General features: G+C 30.2%; 22 protein-coding genes. 20 read left to right on the plus strand and 2 right to left on the minus strand.

Annotated features, from left to right (window positions below; all coding sequences use genetic code 11):
• Positions 1–55 precede the first annotated feature (55 nt).
• Positions 56–979 carry a DUF6427 family protein gene (locus A8C32_RS13690; RefSeq protein ID WP_069830995.1) on the plus strand — a complete coding sequence of 308 codons (924 nt, stop codon included), beginning with the start codon at positions 56–58 and terminating at the stop codon, positions 977–979.
• Here the strand turns inward: A8C32_RS13690 and upp are convergent.
• The gene (gene upp, locus A8C32_RS13695; protein ID WP_069830996.1) at positions 968–1,627 is read right to left on the minus strand and encodes a uracil phosphoribosyltransferase; all 660 of its coding nucleotides are present in this window, start codon (positions 1,625–1,627) and stop codon (positions 968–970) included. The two genes, A8C32_RS13690 and upp, sit on opposite strands and share 12 nt — an antisense overlap.
• 75 nt (positions 1,628–1,702) lie before the next feature.
• On the opposite strand from upp, the gene A8C32_RS13700 reads away from it, so the two are divergent.
• Positions 1,703–2,308 (plus strand): DUF4254 domain-containing protein, encoded by a 606-nt coding sequence (locus A8C32_RS13700; RefSeq protein WP_069830997.1) that lies wholly within the window; start codon positions 1,703–1,705, stop codon positions 2,306–2,308.
• Positions 2,309–2,357: 49 nt separating this feature from the next.
• A complete protein-coding gene (locus A8C32_RS13705) occupies positions 2,358–3,377 on the plus strand; it encodes a glycosyltransferase family 9 protein (protein ID WP_069830998.1) in 1,020 nt (339 codons plus the stop codon).
• A gap of 36 nt (positions 3,378–3,413) precedes the next feature.
• Here A8C32_RS13705 and A8C32_RS13710 read toward each other — a convergent pair whose 3' ends face one another.
• Positions 3,414–4,469: a ferredoxin--NADP reductase gene (locus tag A8C32_RS13710; protein WP_069830999.1), complete on the minus strand. Its 1,056-nt coding sequence runs from the start codon at positions 4,467–4,469 to the stop codon at positions 3,414–3,416.
• Between the two features lie 327 nt (positions 4,470–4,796).
• Between A8C32_RS13710 and A8C32_RS13715 the strand changes: the two genes are divergently transcribed.
• From A8C32_RS13715 to A8C32_RS13785, 17 genes are all read left to right on the plus strand, one after another.
• Entirely contained in the window at positions 4,797–6,278 is a 1,482-nt protein-coding gene (locus A8C32_RS13715) for a DUF5687 family protein (RefSeq protein WP_069831000.1), read from the plus strand.
• A 6-nt stretch (positions 6,279–6,284) separates the two neighbouring features.
• Positions 6,285–6,992, plus strand: a complete 708-nt coding sequence (locus A8C32_RS13720; protein ID WP_069831001.1) for an ABC transporter ATP-binding protein — start codon at positions 6,285–6,287, stop codon at positions 6,990–6,992.
• Positions 6,993–7,166: 174 nt separating this feature from the next.
• Positions 7,167–9,725, plus strand: a complete 2,559-nt coding sequence (porW, locus tag A8C32_RS13725) for a type IX secretion system periplasmic lipoprotein PorW/SprE (protein ID WP_069831002.1) — start codon at positions 7,167–7,169, stop codon at positions 9,723–9,725.
• A gap of 12 nt (positions 9,726–9,737) precedes the next feature.
• Positions 9,738–10,163, plus strand: a complete 426-nt coding sequence (locus tag A8C32_RS13730) for a bactofilin family protein (RefSeq protein ID WP_069831003.1) — start codon at positions 9,738–9,740, stop codon at positions 10,161–10,163.
• Positions 10,117–10,353, plus strand: coding sequence for an AtpZ/AtpI family protein (locus tag A8C32_RS13735; protein WP_069831004.1), 237 nt, complete (start codon positions 10,117–10,119; stop codon positions 10,351–10,353). Before A8C32_RS13730 ends, A8C32_RS13735 begins: the two co-directional genes overlap by 47 nt.
• Positions 10,354–10,366: 13 nt before the next feature.
• Positions 10,367–10,741 (plus strand): DUF6168 family protein, encoded by a 375-nt coding sequence (locus A8C32_RS13740; RefSeq protein ID WP_069831005.1) that lies wholly within the window; start codon positions 10,367–10,369, stop codon positions 10,739–10,741.
• 122 nt (positions 10,742–10,863) lie between these two features.
• Positions 10,864–11,973 (plus strand): F0F1 ATP synthase subunit A, encoded by a 1,110-nt coding sequence (gene atpB, locus A8C32_RS13745; protein WP_069831006.1) that lies wholly within the window; start codon positions 10,864–10,866, stop codon positions 11,971–11,973.
• Between the two features lie 40 nt (positions 11,974–12,013).
• A complete protein-coding gene (gene atpE / locus A8C32_RS13750) occupies positions 12,014–12,202 on the plus strand; it encodes an ATP synthase F0 subunit C (RefSeq protein WP_004569351.1) in 189 nt (62 codons plus the stop codon).
• A 95-nt stretch (positions 12,203–12,297) separates the two neighbouring features.
• Positions 12,298–12,798: a F0F1 ATP synthase subunit B gene (locus tag A8C32_RS13755; protein ID WP_069831007.1), complete on the plus strand. Its 501-nt coding sequence runs from the start codon at positions 12,298–12,300 to the stop codon at positions 12,796–12,798.
• A 6-nt stretch (positions 12,799–12,804) separates the two neighbouring features.
• Positions 12,805–13,341, plus strand: a complete 537-nt coding sequence (gene atpH, locus A8C32_RS13760; RefSeq protein WP_069831008.1) for an ATP synthase F1 subunit delta — start codon at positions 12,805–12,807, stop codon at positions 13,339–13,341.
• Between the two features lie 59 nt (positions 13,342–13,400).
• Positions 13,401–14,981, plus strand: coding sequence for a F0F1 ATP synthase subunit alpha (gene atpA, locus A8C32_RS13765; RefSeq protein ID WP_069831009.1), 1,581 nt, complete (start codon positions 13,401–13,403; stop codon positions 14,979–14,981).
• 45 nt (positions 14,982–15,026) lie between these two features.
• Positions 15,027–15,887, plus strand: coding sequence for an ATP synthase F1 subunit gamma (atpG, locus tag A8C32_RS13770; RefSeq protein ID WP_069831010.1), 861 nt, complete (start codon positions 15,027–15,029; stop codon positions 15,885–15,887).
• A gap of 136 nt (positions 15,888–16,023) precedes the next feature.
• Positions 16,024–16,182, plus strand: a complete 159-nt coding sequence (locus A8C32_RS20725) for a hypothetical protein (RefSeq protein WP_165605846.1) — start codon at positions 16,024–16,026, stop codon at positions 16,180–16,182.
• Positions 16,155–16,460, plus strand: a complete 306-nt coding sequence (locus A8C32_RS13775) for an alpha/beta fold hydrolase (protein WP_069831011.1) — start codon at positions 16,155–16,157, stop codon at positions 16,458–16,460. The genes A8C32_RS20725 and A8C32_RS13775 overlap by 28 nt, the downstream gene beginning before the upstream one ends.
• 18 nt (positions 16,461–16,478) lie before the next feature.
• A complete protein-coding gene (locus A8C32_RS20015; RefSeq protein WP_240491750.1) occupies positions 16,479–16,649 on the plus strand; it encodes an RNA polymerase sigma factor in 171 nt (56 codons plus the stop codon).
• On the plus strand, positions 16,646–17,164 hold the full coding sequence (locus A8C32_RS13780; RefSeq protein WP_069831012.1) for a hypothetical protein: 519 nt from the start codon (positions 16,646–16,648) through the stop codon (positions 17,162–17,164). The genes A8C32_RS20015 and A8C32_RS13780 overlap by 4 nt, the downstream gene beginning before the upstream one ends.
• 897 nt (positions 17,165–18,061) lie before the next feature.
• Positions 18,062–18,922, plus strand: a complete 861-nt coding sequence (locus A8C32_RS13785; protein WP_069831013.1) for an OmpA family protein — start codon at positions 18,062–18,064, stop codon at positions 18,920–18,922.
• Positions 18,923–18,972 lie beyond the last annotated feature (50 nt).

Raw genomic sequence — 18,972 nt, forward strand, 5'->3', positions numbered from 1 at the left:
TTTCTAACCATTATATAGTTAGTATATTTACGGGGCAAAAATACAAAAACAGTTAATGATAACAAGTATTTTTAATAAATCTAAGCCAATAAACTTTATCCTTGTTTTTTTTATTACGCTTTTAGCTTTTATTATAGCTAGAATAGGACAAGTGAATGAGGGGGATACTTTGATGTTTGTTATAAAGCAAGTTGCTGTGCTTTTTATAGCCTATATATCTATTTTGCTTTTAAATTTTATAGCAAGTAAGAATAGTTTAACTATAAAAAACAACTATGAAATTTTATTGTTTAGCTTATTTCTGTTATTGATTACGCAAACGACAAGTCAATCAAATGTGCTTTTATCTAATTTTTTTGTGTTGTTAGCGCTCAGAAGAATCATGAGTTTGCGTTCTCAAAAAGATGTTAAAAGAAAGCTTTTTGATGCCTCTTTATGGATTGCCATAGCCTCTTTATTTTATTTTTGGTCTATTCTATTTTTTGGTCTAATAATTTTTTCACATATTTTATATGTAGATAATAATATTAGACATTGGATTATACCATTTTTAGGGGTTTTTACAATTTTTGTTTTATCTATAGCTATTTCTATAGTCTGTTATGATAGTTTTTTTGAGATATGCAATATTACACCACAGGTGAGTTATGATTTTAGTAATTATAATTCTTTAAAATATTTAATAGCCATTACGCTTCTTTTTTCTTTTGGAATATGGTCATCAATATTTTACCTTCAAAATATTAAAAAGCAAAAAAAAGCATTTAGAGCTTCATTTAAAATCATAATAATAGCAGCGATAATAGGATTCTTAATTGTAACTCAGGTACCAGAAAAAAATGGTAGCGAGTTTTTATTTTTGTTTGCGCCTTTAGCTATTATTATTTCAAATTATATTGAAATTATACAAGAAAAATGGTTTAAAGAGGTATTTGTGTCTATTCTAGTTATAATACCCTTTATACTTTTAATGTTGTAGTTTTTCTCCAAAAGCTAGATCACCTGCGTCACCTAGACCAGGAACTATATAACCCTTTTCATTGAGCTCTTTATCAATAGCAGCAATCCATAAATGGATGTTAGAATTAAGATTTTTTTCAACAAAATTAATTCCTTTTTGTGCACCTATAACACTAACTAAATGGATTTCCTTAGGCGTTCCAAAAGGTTTTAAAGCTTCAAAAGTAGCTATCATAGATTGTCCAGTAGCTAACATGGGATCTGCTAAAATAAGTGTTTTGTTATCTAAATTAGGGCAAGCCAAGTATTCAACAATAATTTCAAAACTTTCAGGATCGTTTTTATGGTGTCTGTATGCAGATATAAAAGCATTCTCGGCAGTATCAAAATAGTTAAGTAATCCATTGTGTAATGGTACACCTGCTCTTAAAATAGAACATAAAACAATATTGTTTTCTGGTAAATTTATATTGCAAGTTCCTAAAGGTGTTTTAATTGTTGATGGTTTGTAGTTTAGGGCTTTACTCATTTCGTAACCTAAAATTTCACCAATACGTTCAATATTTCTTCTAAACCGCATGCTATCTTTTTGGATATCAGTATTTCTAATTTCCGAAATAAAGGTGTTTAATATAGAGTTTTGCTTAGATATATTATGAATATGCATGAGGTCTAATTAGGTTTTTCAATAGTAAAGTTAATTAAATATAAAGTATATTTACGCTTTAAAATTTTATAGAGTATGTTTACAAGTATAGCCAACAAAATATTTCAAGATGTTATTGAAAAATACCATATCATTAATACAGTAGATCAACCTTTTGAAAATGCTTATCCAGAAAGCGATTTATTAGAACATTTGTTATATAGAAAATGTTGGATTGATACTGTACAATGGCATTATGAGGATATTATACGTGATCCTCAAATAGATCCAGTAGCGGCTTTGACTTTAAAACGTCAAATAGATGCATCCAATCAAGACAGAACGGATATGGTGGAGTATATAGATAGTTATTTTCTGGAGAAATATAAATCTACAATTGCCAAAGAAAATGCTACTATCAATACAGAAAGTCCAGCTTGGGGAGTAGATAGGTTGTCTATTTTAGCTTTAAAGGTTTACCATATGAATGAAGAGGCAACTCGTGAAGACGCTTCAAGTGAGCATAAAACAGCTTGCCAAAAGAAGTTAGACATTTTGTTGGAACAACGCGTAGATTTATCAACAGCTATAGATACACTTTTAAGTGATATAGAAAAAGGTGATAAATATATGAAAGTATACAAGCAGATGAAAATGTATAATGATGATGAGTTGAATCCTGTTCTACGTTCACAAAAATAATTATTTGTCATCCTGAATTGTTTTCAGGATCTCATCCTTTTAAGTTGAGATGTCAAAATTACCTAAACACATTTTAGTTATTCGTCTCTCTGCAATGGGAGACGTTGCTATGACTGTTCCTGTAATACGAGCATTAGTTCAGCAATATCCAGAAGTAAAAGTAACTATTTTAACACGTGGTTTTTTTAAGCCCTTTTTTAGAGATCTACCAAGTGTTAATATTTTTCCAGTAGAGGTAAAAGGAAAGCATAAAGGTGTTTTAGGGATGTATAAACTCTCAAAAGAACTTAAAAAGCTAGGAATTGATGCTGTTGCAGATTTGCACAATGTATTACGAAGCAATATTTTAAAATATTTTTTCTTTGGAAAACCTTTCATTCAAATAGATAAAGGAAGATCTGAAAAGAAAACTCTAGTATCCGGTGAATTATTTCAGCAATTAAAAACAACGCACCAGCGATATGTTGATGTTTTTAAGACTCTAGGGTACAGCTTAGATTTATCCAATCCTTCATTTCCTAATAGAATAGTTTTAAATGAAAAAACTCAAGAATTAATAGGTGTAGGTTCTAAAAAACGAATTGGAATAGCGCCTTTTGCAGCTCATGAAGGAAAAATGTATCCTTTAAATTTAATGAAGGTTGTTATTGAAACACTTTCAAAAGATTATAAGGTTATTTTGTTTGGAGGCGGAGCCAAAGAAGTTGATATTTTAAATAACTTAGAGAGAGATTTTGAAAACGTAATTAATGTGGCAGGAAAGCTATCTCTTGATGAAGAGTTAGACGTTATTTCAAATTTAGACATTATGCTTTCTATGGATTCTGGAAATGCGCACATAGCAGCTATGCTAGGAATTAAAGTAATTACTATATGGGGCGTCACACATCCATTTGCTGGTTTTGCACCTTTTAATCAGTCTAAAGACTATGCATTGTTACCAGATAGAAATCAATTTCCAGAAATACCAACATCAATTTACGGGAATAAATACCCTGAAGATTATAAAGAAGCTTCGGGTAATATTTCTCCAGAAACGATTGTTAAAAAGATTAGATCTATTTTTTAAAAGGATAGAACTCCAATAGTCTAAACACTTATATTTTTAAACATCATCAAAATCAATAACAATTTTAGGTGTTGTTGGGTGTGCTTGGCAAGTAAGAATTAAACCTTCAGCAACTTCGCTTTCGGTTAAAATATTGTTTTGTCTCATAGTCGCTTCTCCTTCTTTTACTCGAGCTAAACAACTACTGCAAATACCTCCTTGACAAGAATAAGGAGCATCTAAATCTTCATCTAAAGCGGCCTCAAGAATAGTTTGCTTTTGAGCCATTTCAAATGTAGTAGTTTCATCATCTACAGTAACAGTAATCTTTGTGTTACCAGTAGCTACTATTTCTTCTTGTATTTCAGCTGGTTTTGCGGCTTTAAAAAGTTCAAAGTGGATGCGGTTTTCATCAATATCATGCTCCGTTAAAACATCTTTTACAGTATGAATCATAGCTTCTGGTCCGCAAAGAAAAAAGGCATCAACATCAATATGTTTATGCTTGTTTTTCATTACATAATTAACGGTGCTTTTTTCTATTCGTCCAAAAATAGCATCATTTTCGTCTTGTTGACTAAATACAAATTGAACAGAAAAACGATCTTTATATTCATGTTGAAGCTCTAAAAGCTCGTTTAAAAACATAGTGTCATTAGTTTTTTTATTGCCATAAACTAATATAACTTTACTTAAGACCTCTTCTTCTAAAGCACATTTTATAATACTTAAAATAGGAGTAATACCACTACCAGCAGCAAATGCAGCAATGTTTTTTGTTTTATTGTCATTAGGTTCAAAAACAAAACGTCCTTTTGGTGGAGCAACTTCTAGAGTGTCTCCAACTTTTAATTCATTATTGGCATAAGCAGAAAAAGTACCGTCTTTCACTTCTTTTATAGCAATCTTTAATTCGTTGCTTTTAGGAGAAACACATAAAGAATAATCACGTCTTACTTCATTTCCATTAATAGTAGTTTTTAAAGTAATGTATTGACCAGCTTTGAAATTATAGGCTTCTTTAAGGTTTTGAGGTACATTAAAAGAAATACTGATAGCTTTATCGGTTTCTCTTTGTATAGCTTTAATTGCAAGTTTGTGAAATGATGACATGTATAAATTTTTGACAAAAATACTAAAGTTGATTTGTAAAACTTTAATTTGTTTGTAACAATTAAGTCAAAAGCATTACTAACAGTTAAAATCTCGATATTTTTATTGGAAATTAATCCATTAAACATTAAAATGAAAAAAGTATTATTATTCTGTTTATTTATGATACCTATAGTTTTTTCAGGCTCAAGATAATTCAGAATTTAAAAAAGAAACTATTGAATATTTTAAATTAATTGCTCCTGCAGTGATTTATAAAGATCATTATAAATGAAATAGGGGAGGTAGTGCCTCAAGAAATTTCAGAAAAATATAATTAGTTAAACTATGATTAAGCATTTTTTAAGTTTAGAATGGAAGGGTGCTTTTAGATCTCTTAATTTTGGGAAAAACTTAGCGATAAAAATCTTTATGGGTTTTATAGGGGTTTGGATTCTTTTAATGTTTTTAGGAACAGGGTTAAGTTTATATCCAATACTAAAAAAAATATTTCCAGAAAAAGATCCATTACTTGTTGTGAATAGTTTTTTGTTTTACTGGATTTTAGGGGATTTAATTTCGAGATTTTTCATTCAAAAACTACCTGTAATGAGAGTAAAACCATTATTAATATTACCAATTAAAAGAAGTAAAGTTATAAATTATGTTTTAGGCAAATCGTCACTTTCATTCTTTAATTTTTTATCACTTTTTATAATTGTTCCTTTTGGGGTCTCTTTAATTGTTAAAGGTTATTCTTTAAATTCTGTTTTAATCTGGATGTTGGCAATAGCAATAGTAACTCAAATTAATAATTTTTTAAATTTTATTATTGAGAGTTTTTCGTCAAAAAAAGAACTGTCATTTTTGCCACTAATAGTGTTTTCTGGTGTTTTGTATGGGTTGAATTACTTTAATGCTATTTCTTTTAGTGAGATAATTGGTTCAGGGTTTAATGCTATTTATGAATCTCCAATTTTTGTTATAATTCCTATTGCTATTCTGGCATTATTCTATATTATTAATTTTAAAATTTTGTATAAGAAGCTGTTTTTAGATAGTTCGTTAAAAAGTAAAGTTGAAGCTGTTAATACATCTAATTTAGAGTGGACTAAAAACTTTGGAGATATAGCTCCTTTTATGCAGTTAGATTTAAAATTAATTTGGAGAAACAAACGAACTAAATCTACTATTTGGATGCTCGCTTTAGGATTACTCTACGGTATGTTTTTTTATCCAAATCCAACTTATGTAGATAAACCATGGTTTTTTATATTCATAGGTGTTTTTACCTCGGGCATTTTTTTAATGAATTTTGGGCAGTTTATTCCAGCTTGGGATAGTAGCTATTATAAAATGCTAATGAGTCAAAATATCAAGTATGAAAAATATTTGAAATCTAAATTTACGCTAATGGTAATTAGTGTGTTAATCTTATTTCTTTTAAGTGTTCCATACGTTTATTTTGGTTGGGAAATATTATTAGCGCATTTTGTCACAGCGATATATAATGTAGGTGTTAATACGCATGTTATTATGTATGGAGGGGCGTATAATCGCAAAAAAATAAACCTAGATGAAAAGGCAACTTTTAATTATCAAGGTACAGGTGTTGTACAGTGGTTAATAGGTATTCCTCTAATGGTGATGCCTGCTTTGATTTTTGGAGTCTTTTATGCTGTTTTTAATTTAGAAGTAGGATGTTTAGTAATTGCTTTATTAGGGATTGTAGGTATTGTGTTTCATCAAAAATGGATGTCATTAATCACAAAAAAATATTTAGATTCAAAATATAAAATGATTGACGCTTTTAGTCAAGATAATTCATAAAATGTTATGATAACTACATCTAATTTATTAAAAAAATATAACAAAAATCAAGTTTTAAATATAAAACTCTTAGAAATCCCTAAAGGACAAAGCTTTGGGTTGGTGGGTAACAATGGCGCTGGAAAAACTACCTATTTTAGTTTGCTTCTAGATTTAATTAAGCCCACAGCGGGTTATATAGAAACTAATGGTGTACGAGTAGACGAAAGTGAAAATTGGAAACCATTTACAGCAGCATTTATTGATGAAAGTTTTTTAATAGGTTATTTAACACCAGAAGAATATTTTTATTTCATTGGAGAGTTAAGAGGTCAAAATAAAGCTGATGTAGATAAGCTCGTGTCAGGGTTTGAAGATTTTTTTCATGGTGAGATATTGGGTCAAAAAAAGTATTTGAGAGACTTAAGTAAAGGAAATCAAAAAAAAGCAGGTATTGTAGCCGCTCTTATTGGAAATCCTAAAGTTATAATTTTAGATGAACCCTTTGCCAATTTAGATCCAACAACACAAATTCGCCTAAAAGGGATTATAAAAAATCTAGTAGAGAAACAGGATGTTACTGTTTTGATTTCTAGTCATGATTTACTTCATATAACAGATGTTTGTGAGCGTATTGTGGTATTAGAACATGGGGAAATTGTAAAAGATCTAGTTACAAGCGAAGCAACATTAAAGGAGTTGGAAGCTCATTTTTCTAGGACAGAAGTTTTGTAGTAATAAGATTTCTTAATCTATTTCTTTACGAATAAATAAAAGTTTGATAAGAGGAGTGCTCTAGTCAAAAGTCTATACATTTTATGGGTTAATTCAAAAAGATGCTTATTTTTACCAATCTATATAATAATAGTGTGAGATTATAGTTATTATTTTATACTAAAAAAACTAGCGTTGAAAACACCATTTAAAGCCATACTAGCTATTGTTCTTTCTACTTTTTTCGTAGTAAGTTGTTCAAGAAAAAAGAATAATTTTGTTACGCGAAACTTTCATGCGGTAACCGCAGAGTTTAATGCGCTTTATAATGGTCATGTAGCATTAGAGCAAGGAAGAATCAGTCTTAACGAAGCATACTTCGACAATTATTGGGAGGTTTTGCCAGTAGAGCGTATGCAAATAGTTGAAGATAATATGGCTCCTGGTCAATCGCCTAGAAACGAAAGTTTTACTAGAGCAGAAGAGAAAGCAGCAAAAGCTATTCAGAAACATAGTATCAATATTGAAGGGAAAGAAAAAAACCCTCAAATAGATGAAGCTTATTTGTTGTTAGGTAAATCAAGATATTTTGATCAGCGTTTTATACCAGCACTAGAAGCTTTCAATTACATATTATACAAATACCCTGCTAGCGATAAGATTAATCAAGCAAAGGTGTGGCGGGAAAAAACTAATATTCGTTTAGATAATAATGAGCTAGCAATACAGAACTTAGAAAGGTTATTGCGACAAGAAGATTTGGAGGGACAAGATTTAGCTGATGCAACATCTATACTTGCTCAAGCATATTTAAATACCAAAGTTATAGATACTGCTATTACACAGTTAAAAATAGCATCAAAAGCGACAAAAAGTAATGAGGAGCGCGGGCGTTACCTTTTTATACAAGGTCAATTATACAATAAGCTAGGTTATAAGGATAGTGCTAACGTTGCGTTTGATAAGGTAATTGCTCTTAATCGTAAGACGCCTAGGATTTACATGATAACTGCTTATATAGAAAAAATTAAAAATTTCGATTACGAAAATGGCGATAAGTTAGAGGTGAGAGAACTGCTTTCGGAGCTTGAAGAAAATAGAGAGAACCGTCCATATTTGGATAAGATATATCATCAAATAGGAGAATATTATTTAAAGAATAATTTAGATTCTTTAGCTATAGTTCATTACAATAAATCCTTACGTACTAATACAAAAGACAAATTATTAAAAGCTAGGAATTATGAAATTCTTGGAGATATTAATTTTGATAAATCTGTTTATCGTGAGGCAGGAGCTTATTACGATAGTACGATGACTAATTTAGTGCTTAACTCTAAACCATATCGAACTATAAAACGTAAAAGAGATAATCTTGAGGATGTTATCTATTATGAAGCTATTGCTAAGGTAGACGACAGTATTATGAATTTAGTAAACTTATCGGAAGAAGATCGTGTTGCTTATTTCGAGTCTTTTATTGAAAAACTTAAAATTAAGGCTGAAGAAGAAAAAGAAAGAGAAGAAGCGGCTAAACGTAATAGTGGTTTAGTAACGGTTAATAATGCACTAGGAGGTGCTTCGGGAATTAAATCGGGAGGTAATCAAGGTGCTTTATTCTATTTTTATAATCCTACAACGGTGGCGTACGGTAAAAATGAATTTGTAAAAGTATGGGGAGATAGAACATTAGAAGATAATTGGAGGTTGTCAAATAAAGGAGCTTCAGGAATAGTTGCGGCTTCAGATAATAGTGTTTTAGATTTAGCATCAGAAGAAGAGAAGTTTGATCCACAATTTTATATATCAAAAATTCCTTCAGAAGAAAAACAAATTGATAGTATCTCTAAAGAACGCAATTATGCATATTATCAATTAGGATTAATTTACAAAGAGAAATTTAAAGAGTACGGATTAGCAAAAAATAAATTTCAGAACTTACTTGAAAGTAATCCAGAAGAACGCTTAATATTACCATCTAAGTATAATCTATATAAGATATACGAGGCGTTAGGTGAAAATGGTGAGGCTACAATTGCTAAAAATGAAATTATAGCAAAGTATCCAGAATCTAGATATGCAACTATTTTGAATAATCCAGATCAGGCATCCGAGCGAGATGAGAATAGTCCTGAAAGTTTATATGAAGCACTTTATGAGCAGCATGTAAAACAAGAGTATGCTGAGGTTATTTCTAAAAGTGAAAATTACATTAATATATTTGATGGAGAGCCTATTGTTTCAAAATTAGAACTTTTAAAAGCAATAGCAACAGGGCGTTTACATGGCTATGAAGCTTATGGAAAGGCTATAAATTATTTAGCAATTACATATGCTAATACACCAGAAGGTAAGCAAGCACAAAATATTGAAACTAATATTTTACCTAAATTAGCAGAGAAAGAATTTGTTGTAGAAAATGATAGTATAACGAATAATTATAAAGTCATCTTTCAATTTAAAAGCCAAGAGTCTGATAAAATTTTAGAGTTTAAAAAGATATTGGATGAGGTTTTAAAAGATATGAGGTATTATACCTTAAAATCATCAGTAGATGTTTATGATGTTAATACAACATTTGTAATTGTTCATGGTATAAAGAATGCTCAAGTAGCTAAAACTTTTGATCAGTTACTAACAGAAGAAAATAAGAAAAAGATAAAAGAACCTTATTTTTCAATAGCATCTGCAAATTACCAAATCATTCAAATTCATAAGAATTTGGATGTTTATATGAATAAAGATAACAACTAAATATAATACATTATGTTCACCGACACCAAAAAAGAAAAGCAAACAACAGAAGGGAAATCTAGTCAAAACCTAATAGCACAAGGGACTAAAATGGTTGGCGATTTTAATAGTGAAGGAGATTTTAGAGTCGATGGTATTATAGAAGGAAATGTAAAAACTTCTGGAAAGGTAGTTGTTGGTAGAGCAGGATTAATTAAGGGTACATTACAAGGCACAGATGCTTATTTTGAAGGTAAGTTTTCTGGTAAGTTAACTTTGTCGGGTACATTAACTTTAAAGTCGTCTGCGCATGTTGATGGTGATGTAGTGGTTAGTAAATTAGCAGTAGAACCAGGAGCTATATTTAATGTAACTTGTGTAATGACTAATAATGCCAAAAAAGAAATAAATAATGGCAGCAAACAACAACGAAGACCAGAAGCCGAAAAAACAGCTTAATCCATATATAGGATTTACAACTGTAGCGTTTCAAATGGGGCTAACTATTTACTTAGGAAGTGAATTAGGTAATTGGTTAGATCTTAAATATGATAAAGCTTTTTGGAAACCTACATTAACATTGTTTTCTGTTTTTATAGCTATGTATCTTGTAATTAACCAAGTTGTAAAAATATCGAATAAAAAATAGTTTATAAAGAATAATGATCAAACGTATTATATATGCTACTATAGTTATATCACTTTTATTTATAGTAGCATTTAATCTTCATAATTATATAAATACTTCAATATTGTCGTTTTCGTTATTAAATGTTTATAGTTTTCATGCTATAGCAGCTATAATAGTGTGTATAGTTGTAGAGCTTGTGGCTAGTAAATTACCTAATCAAGCAGGATATGCCTATTTAATGCTCATTTTTTTTAAAATTGGCGCATTTGTGCTTCTATTTCAAACTTCAGTGTTCTCTAAAGTAGATTTAACTCAGTCTGATCGTGTAGGATTAGTCGCTCCTTTATTTGTTTTTCTATTAGCAGAAGCTTTCATTGTTTACAAGACTTTGAATATCAGTAATTAGTGTTTTTTTTGAGGTGAATTTTTTATTAAAAAATTCTAAACGAAAAAGAGTTTGGTATTTTAAATTATTCCGTAGATTTGCACAAAATTTACAAAGCATAAATTTCATTAGTTAGAAAAAGTATGATGGTAGCAAAAAAATCTATCAAGTTTATTGCAGTTTTAATATTATGTTCAATTACAGCATTTGCTAGTGATGAGAAGAATAATCATAAAGGCAATAAAATAGACTCACCTACAGAAATCAAGGAATATATTAAACATCACTTAAAAGATTCACACGATTTCCATTTATTTACTAACAATGAAACTGGAACTCATGTGAGTTTTTCGTTGCCAGTTATTGTTTGGACAAACAATGGTTTAAAAACCTTTATGTCTTCTGCCTTTCATCACGATGATAATGGAGAAGTTATTGTTGACCAAGGTGATACGAGATTAGTAAAACTTCATAGTAAAATATATGAGTTAGATAATGGTGCTTCAACGGTTAGTTTTGATGAGCATCACCACCCAACCAATGCACATAAAGTGTTAGACTTTTCTATAACAAAAAGTGTTTTTGGAATGCTGTTAGCAGGGTTGTTAATGCTGTTAGGTTTTGGCGCTTTAGCAAGAGGTTACAAGAAAGGAAAAGTTATTCCTACAGGCTTCTCTAGGGTTTTAGAACCTTTAGTTCTTTATGTTCGTGATGAAATAGCAAGACCAAATATTGGAGAGAAAAAATACAAGAAGTTTATGAGCTTCTTATTGACTGTATTTTTCTTTATATGGATATTAAATTTATTAGGTTTAACACCATTAGGCTTTAATGTTACGGGACAAATAGCTGTAACGGTTTGTTTAGCATTATTCACTATGGTTATCTATATGTTTAGTGGTAGTAAAGATTTCTGGGCTCATACACTTTGGATGCCAGGTGTACCAGTAATATTAAGACCTATTTTAGCACTAATCGAATTAGTAGGGTTTATAGTTATTAAACCTTTTTCATTATTAGTTCGTTTATTTGCAAATATGACAGCAGGGCACTTTGTTGTTATGAGTTTAATAGCATTAATGATTACTATGAAAGAAGCCTTTGGTCCAGTAGCATCAACAGGTATGTCTTTAGTGTTAGCATTATTTATATCGGTTATTGAAATTTTAGTAGCCTTTTTACAAGCATTTATTTTTACGATGTTATCATCGTTATTTATAGGGATGGCAGTTGAAGAACATGACCATCATTAATAAGAATTTGTTTAATTAATATATTTCAAAATCAATTAGTATGTACAATTTAATTGGAGCAGGATTAATCGTAATCGGAGGAGGAATCGGATTAGGTCAAATTGGAGGAAAAGCAATGGAAGGTATTGCTCGTCAACCAGAAGCAGCTGGAAAAATTCAAACTGCAATGATCATCATCGGAGCCTTATTAGAAGGTTTAGCATTTGGTGCATTAATCTTAGGGAAGTAAAATTCCTAGAAAAACAAAGAAACAAGTTTCTGTAACGGTTGGTTACAGAAACTGTTTTAAATTAAACAAAACAGAAATTAAGTAATCTAGACCAAATGGAAACTTTATTAAATGATTTTTCAGTAGGCTTATTTGTTATGCAAGCCTTAATCTTATTAATATTAATTTTATTAATGAGGAAATTTGCCTGGAAACCTATTCTAGGTGCTTTAGATAGTAGAGAAGAGGGTATTCAAAATGCATTAGACTCTGCCGAAAAAGCGAAGATGGATATGGAAAATCTTCAAGCAGATAATTTAAAAATGTTACAAGAAGCAAGAACTGAGCGTGAAGAAATGCTTAAAGAAGCTCGTGACATGAAAAATAAAATGATTGAGGACGCAAAAAAAGAAGCAAATGAAACAGCTTCTAAACTTATTACTCAAGCACAAGCAACTATTGAGTCTGAAAAGAAAGCAGCTATTGCAGATTTAAAATCACAAGTAGCTATCCTATCAGTAGAGATCGCAGAAAAAGTAGTACGTACTGAATTATCTAACAAGGATCAACAATTAAAATTGGTTGAAACAATGTTAGGTGAAAAATCATTAAACTAAGTTATAATGGCGGGAGCAAGAGCAGCAATACGTTACGCAAAAGCAGTATTAAGTTTAGCATCAGATCAAAAAGCAGCAGATGTTGTTAAAAAGGATATGACGTTAATAGCTAATACTATTGTAGATAGTAAAGAGTTAAGTGATGCGCTTCAAAGTCCTGTAATAAGTTCTTCAATAAAAAAATCGGTTTTATTAGAAGTTTTTAAAGACACTAATAAAACGACAATTAGCTTAATAGATATCTTAGTTGCAAATAATAGAATTGATATTTTAAAAGATGTTGCTTTAAAATATAATCAATTATTTGATGCTTCAAAAGGTATAGAGTTGGCAACTGTTACAACGGCAATAGCTTTAACAGACGATTTAAAAAAGAGCGTTTTAGCAAAAGCTAAAGAACTTACAGGAAAAAATGTTGAAGTAGAAAATATTATAGATGAAAACATTTTAGGTGGTTTCATTTTACGTATAGGAGATGTACAATACAACGCAAGTGTTGCAAATCAACTAAACAAATTAAAAAGAGAATTTACATTAAATTAAAGGAGTTTAGATACAGATGCACCCGTGTCTTATGTCTAACATCTAAATACTAAATAAAGATGGCAGAAGTAAAACCAGCTGAAATATCAGCAATCTTAAAACAACAACTATCGGGTTTTGAAGCAAGTGCTTCATTAGACGAAGTAGGAACTGTATTAACTGTAGGTGACGGTATTGTTCGTGCTTATGGATTAGCTAACGCTCAATATGGAGAATTAGTAGAATTCGAAGGTGGTTTAGAAGGTATTGTACTTAACCTTGAAGAAGATAACGTAGGTATTGTATTATTAGGCGCTTCTAAAGGCGTTAGAGAAGGATCTACTGTTAAACGTACATCACGTATTGCTTCTGTTAATGTAGGTGAAGGTATTGTTGGACGTGTTGTAGATACGTTAGGTAATCCAATTGATGGTAAAGGACCTATTTCTGGAAAAACTTACGAAATGCCTCTAGAGCGTAAAGCGCCTGGTGTTATTTATCGTGAGCCAGTAACAGAACCATTACAAACAGGTATCAAATCTATTGATGCTATGATTCCTGTAGGTCGTGGTCAACGTGAGTTGGTTATTGGTGATCGTCAAACAGGTAAAACAGCTGTTTGTATAGATACCATCTTAAATCAAAAAGAATTTTACGATGCAGGTGAGCCTGTATATTGTATATATGTTGCCGTAGGTCAAAAAGCATCTACAGTAGCTTTAATTGCTAAAACTTTAGAAGAAAAAGGAGCTTTAGCTTATACTACTATTGTTGCTGCAAATGCATCAGACCCTGCTCCAATGCAAGTTTATGCGCCTTTTGCAGGTGCTGCAATTGGTGAGTATTTTAGAGATACTGGACGTCCAGCTTTAATTATCTATGATGATTTATCTAAACAAGCAGTAGCTTACCGTGAGGTATCATTATTATTACGTCGTCCACCAGGACGTGAGGCGTATCCTGGAGATGTATTTTTCTTACACTCACGTTTATTAGAACGTGCTGCAAAAGTTATCAATAATGATGAGATTGCTAAGAGCATGAACGATCTTCCAGATTCGTTAAAGCCAATTGTAAAAGGTGGGGGTTCTTTAACAGCTTTACCAATTATTGAAACACAAGCGGGAGATGTATCTGCATATATTCCAACAAATGTAATTTCTATTACAGATGGACAAATCTTCTTAGATGGAGATTTATTTAACTCGGGTGTACGTCCAGCTATTAATGTAGGTATTTCGGTATCTCGTGTTGGAGGTAATGCACAAATTAAATCAATGAAAAAAGTATCTGGTACTTTAAAATTAGACCAAGCACAGTTTCGTGAATTAGAGGCGTTTGCTAAGTTTGGATCAGATTTAGATGCTGTTACTTTAAATGTAATTGAAAAAGGTAAACGTAACGTTGAGATCTTAAAGCAAGCTCAAAACGATCCGTTTACAGTTGAAGATCAAGTTGCAATTATTTATGCAGGATCTAAAAATTTATTAAAAGATGTACCTGTTAATAAAGTTAAAGAATTCGAAAGAGATTTTATTGAGTTTTTAAACGCAAAACACAGAGATATTTTAGATACTTTAAAAGCAGGGAAATTAACTGATGAAGTTACAGATACATTAACAGCTGTAGCAAAAGATTTATCAGGAAAATATTTAGCATAATTAATATTCCCTCGAAAGAGGGAATCTTATTTCATATTTTAAAATATGGCAAATTTAAAAGAAATACGTAACAGAATATCATCAGTATCTTCAACGATGCAGATTACTAGTGCCATGAAAATGGTATCTGCTGCTAAGTTAAAGAAGGCGCAAGATGCTATTACAGCAATGCGTCCTTATTCAGATAAGTTAACCGAGCTTTTACAAAGCTTGAGTGCGACTTTAGATGCAGATTCTGGAAGTGCATATTCTGAAGAACGTGAATTAAAAAAAGTACTTATAGTTCCAATTACTTCTAATAGAGGCTTGGCAGGTGCTTTTAATTCAAACATTATTAAAGAAGTTAACAGGTTAGTTTCTGAAACTTATGCTAATCAAGATGTATCTTATTTAGTTATAGGTAAAAAAGCAAATGATGCTTTTAAGAAAACTAATAACGTTATTGCAAATAAAAGTGAAATCTATGATGATTTAACGTTCGATAATGTCTCTGAAATAGCTCAATTGTTAATGGATAAATTTGTTTCAGGTGAATTCGATAAAATCGAAATTATTTATAACAAATTTAAAAATGCAGCAACTCAAATTATAATGACTGAGCAGTTTTTACCAATAGTTCCTGTTGAAGGAGAGGTTAATGCTAATTCAGATTACATCTTTGAGCCATCAAAAATCGAAATTATTGAAGAGCTAATTCCTAAGTCTTTAAAAACACAATTATATAAAGGTATTAGAGATTCTTTTGCTAGTGAACATGGTGCACGTATGACGGCAATGCACAAAGCAACAGATAATGCAACAGAGTTAAGAGATCAGCTTAAATTAACTTATAACAAAGCGCGTCAAGCAGCAATTACTAACGAAATCCTTGAGATTGTTGGTGGTGCCGAAGCATTAAACAACTAATCGTTGTATAGTTAATTTTACTATCAAAATATAATATCAAGCCTCACTTTTAGTGAGGCTTTTTTTATTTTTAAAATTTTCATGTGACATTTTTTGATTTTGTATCTAAAGGGAAAATCAAATAAAAATGTATATCATGAAATCAATTAAAACATTTACATTATTAGCTATTATTTTTCTTAGTATATCTTTAGGTACTCAAAACAAGGCTTTTGATGTAAAGGTTATTGGAAAAGGAGAACTTATTCTATTATTTCCTGGGTTTGCATGTACGAAGTATGGAATAATGTTGTAAAAGAATTATCAAAAACGAATGCATGTCATGTTTTTACTCTCGCTGGTTTTGGTGATGTGTCCACAATAGAAAAACCTTGGTTACCAAAAGTTAAAGTAGGAATTGAGAATTATATTTCTGAAAACAAATTAGAAAAGGCAACATTGATAGGGCATAGTTTAGCTTTATGGTTAGCAACAGATGACACATTTGAATTTGCCAAAATTATTGTAATAGATGCACTGCCTTCTATAGGAGCACTTATGATGTCTAACTTTAAAAGTGAAGACATGGTATAATCATTACAAATAAATCAATTGTACCAATGTATTAATACCTTAAATAAGGATAGCAAAAGTATTATTCTATTAGAATTAGAAGGCTTACGACAAAAAGAAATAGCAGAAATAATGGGACTTAGCCATGAAGCAATTCGGGTAAGAATCTATAGAATTAAAAATGAATTAACTAAATGTGTTAAACAATGATAATTTTTGAAAATATAAAATCCCAATGGGAAAATCAATCTGAACTAATGCCGCCTAAAAATGGTTCTAAATTAATTATTGAAAGAATAACTTTTATTAAAAAGAAACAACGAATTACCAATGTTATATTGAGCATAACAGGGATAATACTAATCGCGTTCTTTTTTTATATAGCAGCATATAATAATGTTTTAGTTGCCGTAGCATTATTATTAATGCTTGGTTCATTATTAGTAAGAATAATTATTGAACAGTTTAGCATTAAAAAGCTTAAACAAATAAAAGTTACTATTAGTGCTACTGCTTTTAAGCAAGAAATGATTAATTATTATAGGAAGCGAATAAGGACACATTATATTATTACTCCAATTGTAATTGTATGCTATGCTATTGGTTTTATTATATTATTACCTTTTTTTAAAGAAAGTTTGTCTAATGGCTTTTATACTTATATTCAAGTTTCGTCGATAGTTATTTTAGTGGTTTTGACACTTTTTATTATAAAGGAAGTATAAAAAGAGTTATTAATATTAAAAGAGTTTTTTGAATAGTTTGTCTGTATGTAAAGAGAGAGTGTTTTTTGAATAAATTTAGAAGCACAAATAAAAGTCAGTTAAGATTAATCTTAGCTGGCTTTTACCACAATCAAACGAATTTCCAACATGTCCTTAAATAATGAAGCAAAACCAGAGTCATTATTAATATTATCTAACAATACATCTTGAATATTTCCTATGGTTTGGTTAGGCACTTTGTTTAAATCATCAAAACCTTTACGACTACCTGGCTCTAAATGGATAGTAATTCCTTTTTACCAGAAATGTTTTTAAAGTAAATTTTACGATCACTATAAATTTGAGCTGTAGCATAACCTGTTGCAATATTTTCAGCATGACCATTTATAATTACACCATTTTGTGGAATTCTATGAAATGTTGTTAAATCATAGCTTCCTCCACTAAATTTACTATCTGCTATAATAAATACAGATGGATTTTTTGTGTAGTTATCTTTTATAAAGAAGTTTGAAATAGCAAAGTTATTTACAAAAGCAATTTTAAAAGGAGATGCAGATTGTGCACGATTAAAATTACTCCAGCTTCAACCTCAATTTGTGTATTTGATTTTAATTTCACCTAATGTATAGTTACCTCTCTTAAAAAGGAAAATACCTACAGCCCTAATTTCAAAATAGACATAAATATTTATGTTAATAATATTTGCTGATAATAAATTAAGGCATGATTATTTGGAAATAAAAGAAAAGGAAAAGAAGGCTATTTTTCTGAAAGCAAATTTTAAAAATATGCCCATATTTAAATGGATGAAAACAAAATAATCTAAAATAAATAACAGTTTTAAGATCTACAATCATGTTTCTCTCGTAAATGCTGTAAATTAAAGATATTATTATGAAAAAAATTTCAATGTTATTATTAGTAGCTCTAGTTTTTTCTTGTGTTTCAAAGAAGAAGTATGTTGCTTTAGAAGAAGAAAAAGGTCAAATTGAAAGTGAATTAACAAAAACAAAAGTGGCTAATGAAGAGTTAGAGGCTAAGTTTCAGGCAATACAAACCAGAGTTGATTCATATAATTCTAAAATATCATCTTTAAAAGAAGATATTGGTACTCTTACTAAAGAAAATAATTCTAAGCTTGATGTTATAGATAATGGTACTGTAATTTCTAATGATGCTAAAGTGAAAATGCGTGCTACCTTAGCTAAGGTTGATCCTGCTAAGCTAAGCCAAGCTAAAACTCTTAAAGATTCTATGAATTTAGCTGTAGCTCATAATTTAGAAAAAACGATGCAAGCAACTAGTCTTAAAGAAGACGAAGATATTGCAGTTAATATTAATGAAACTGTGGTTATGATTTCTATTTCTGATAAGATGTTATTTAATAGTGGAAGCTATCAAGTGAGCTCTAAAGCAAATAAGATTTTACAAAAATTAGCTGATGTTATAAACTCAGAAGAAAGCTTAGAAGTAATGGTTGAAGGACATACAGATTCTAGAGGGATTAATACAGAAAAGATTTCAGATAATTGGGATTTAAGTGTTTTAAGAGCAACATCTGTAGTTAGAAAATTACAAAATAAATTTAAAGTGGCACCTGAAAAAATGATAGCAGCAGGAAGAAGTAGTTTTCAGCCACTTACTGATAATAAAACGCCTAAAAGTAGAGCAAGAAACAGAAGAACACGTATAGTTATTCTTCCAAATATTGATAAATTCTTTGCTTTAATGGGATCTTCTAATGAAGAAATATAGTAAATTAATTTATTGAAAAAATAATAAAAAGAGCATCTAAATGAGATGCT

This window comes from Flavivirga aquatica (genome assembly GCF_001747085.1).
In the GTDB taxonomy this organism is placed as follows: domain Bacteria; phylum Bacteroidota; class Bacteroidia; order Flavobacteriales; family Flavobacteriaceae; genus Algibacter_C; species Algibacter_C aquatica.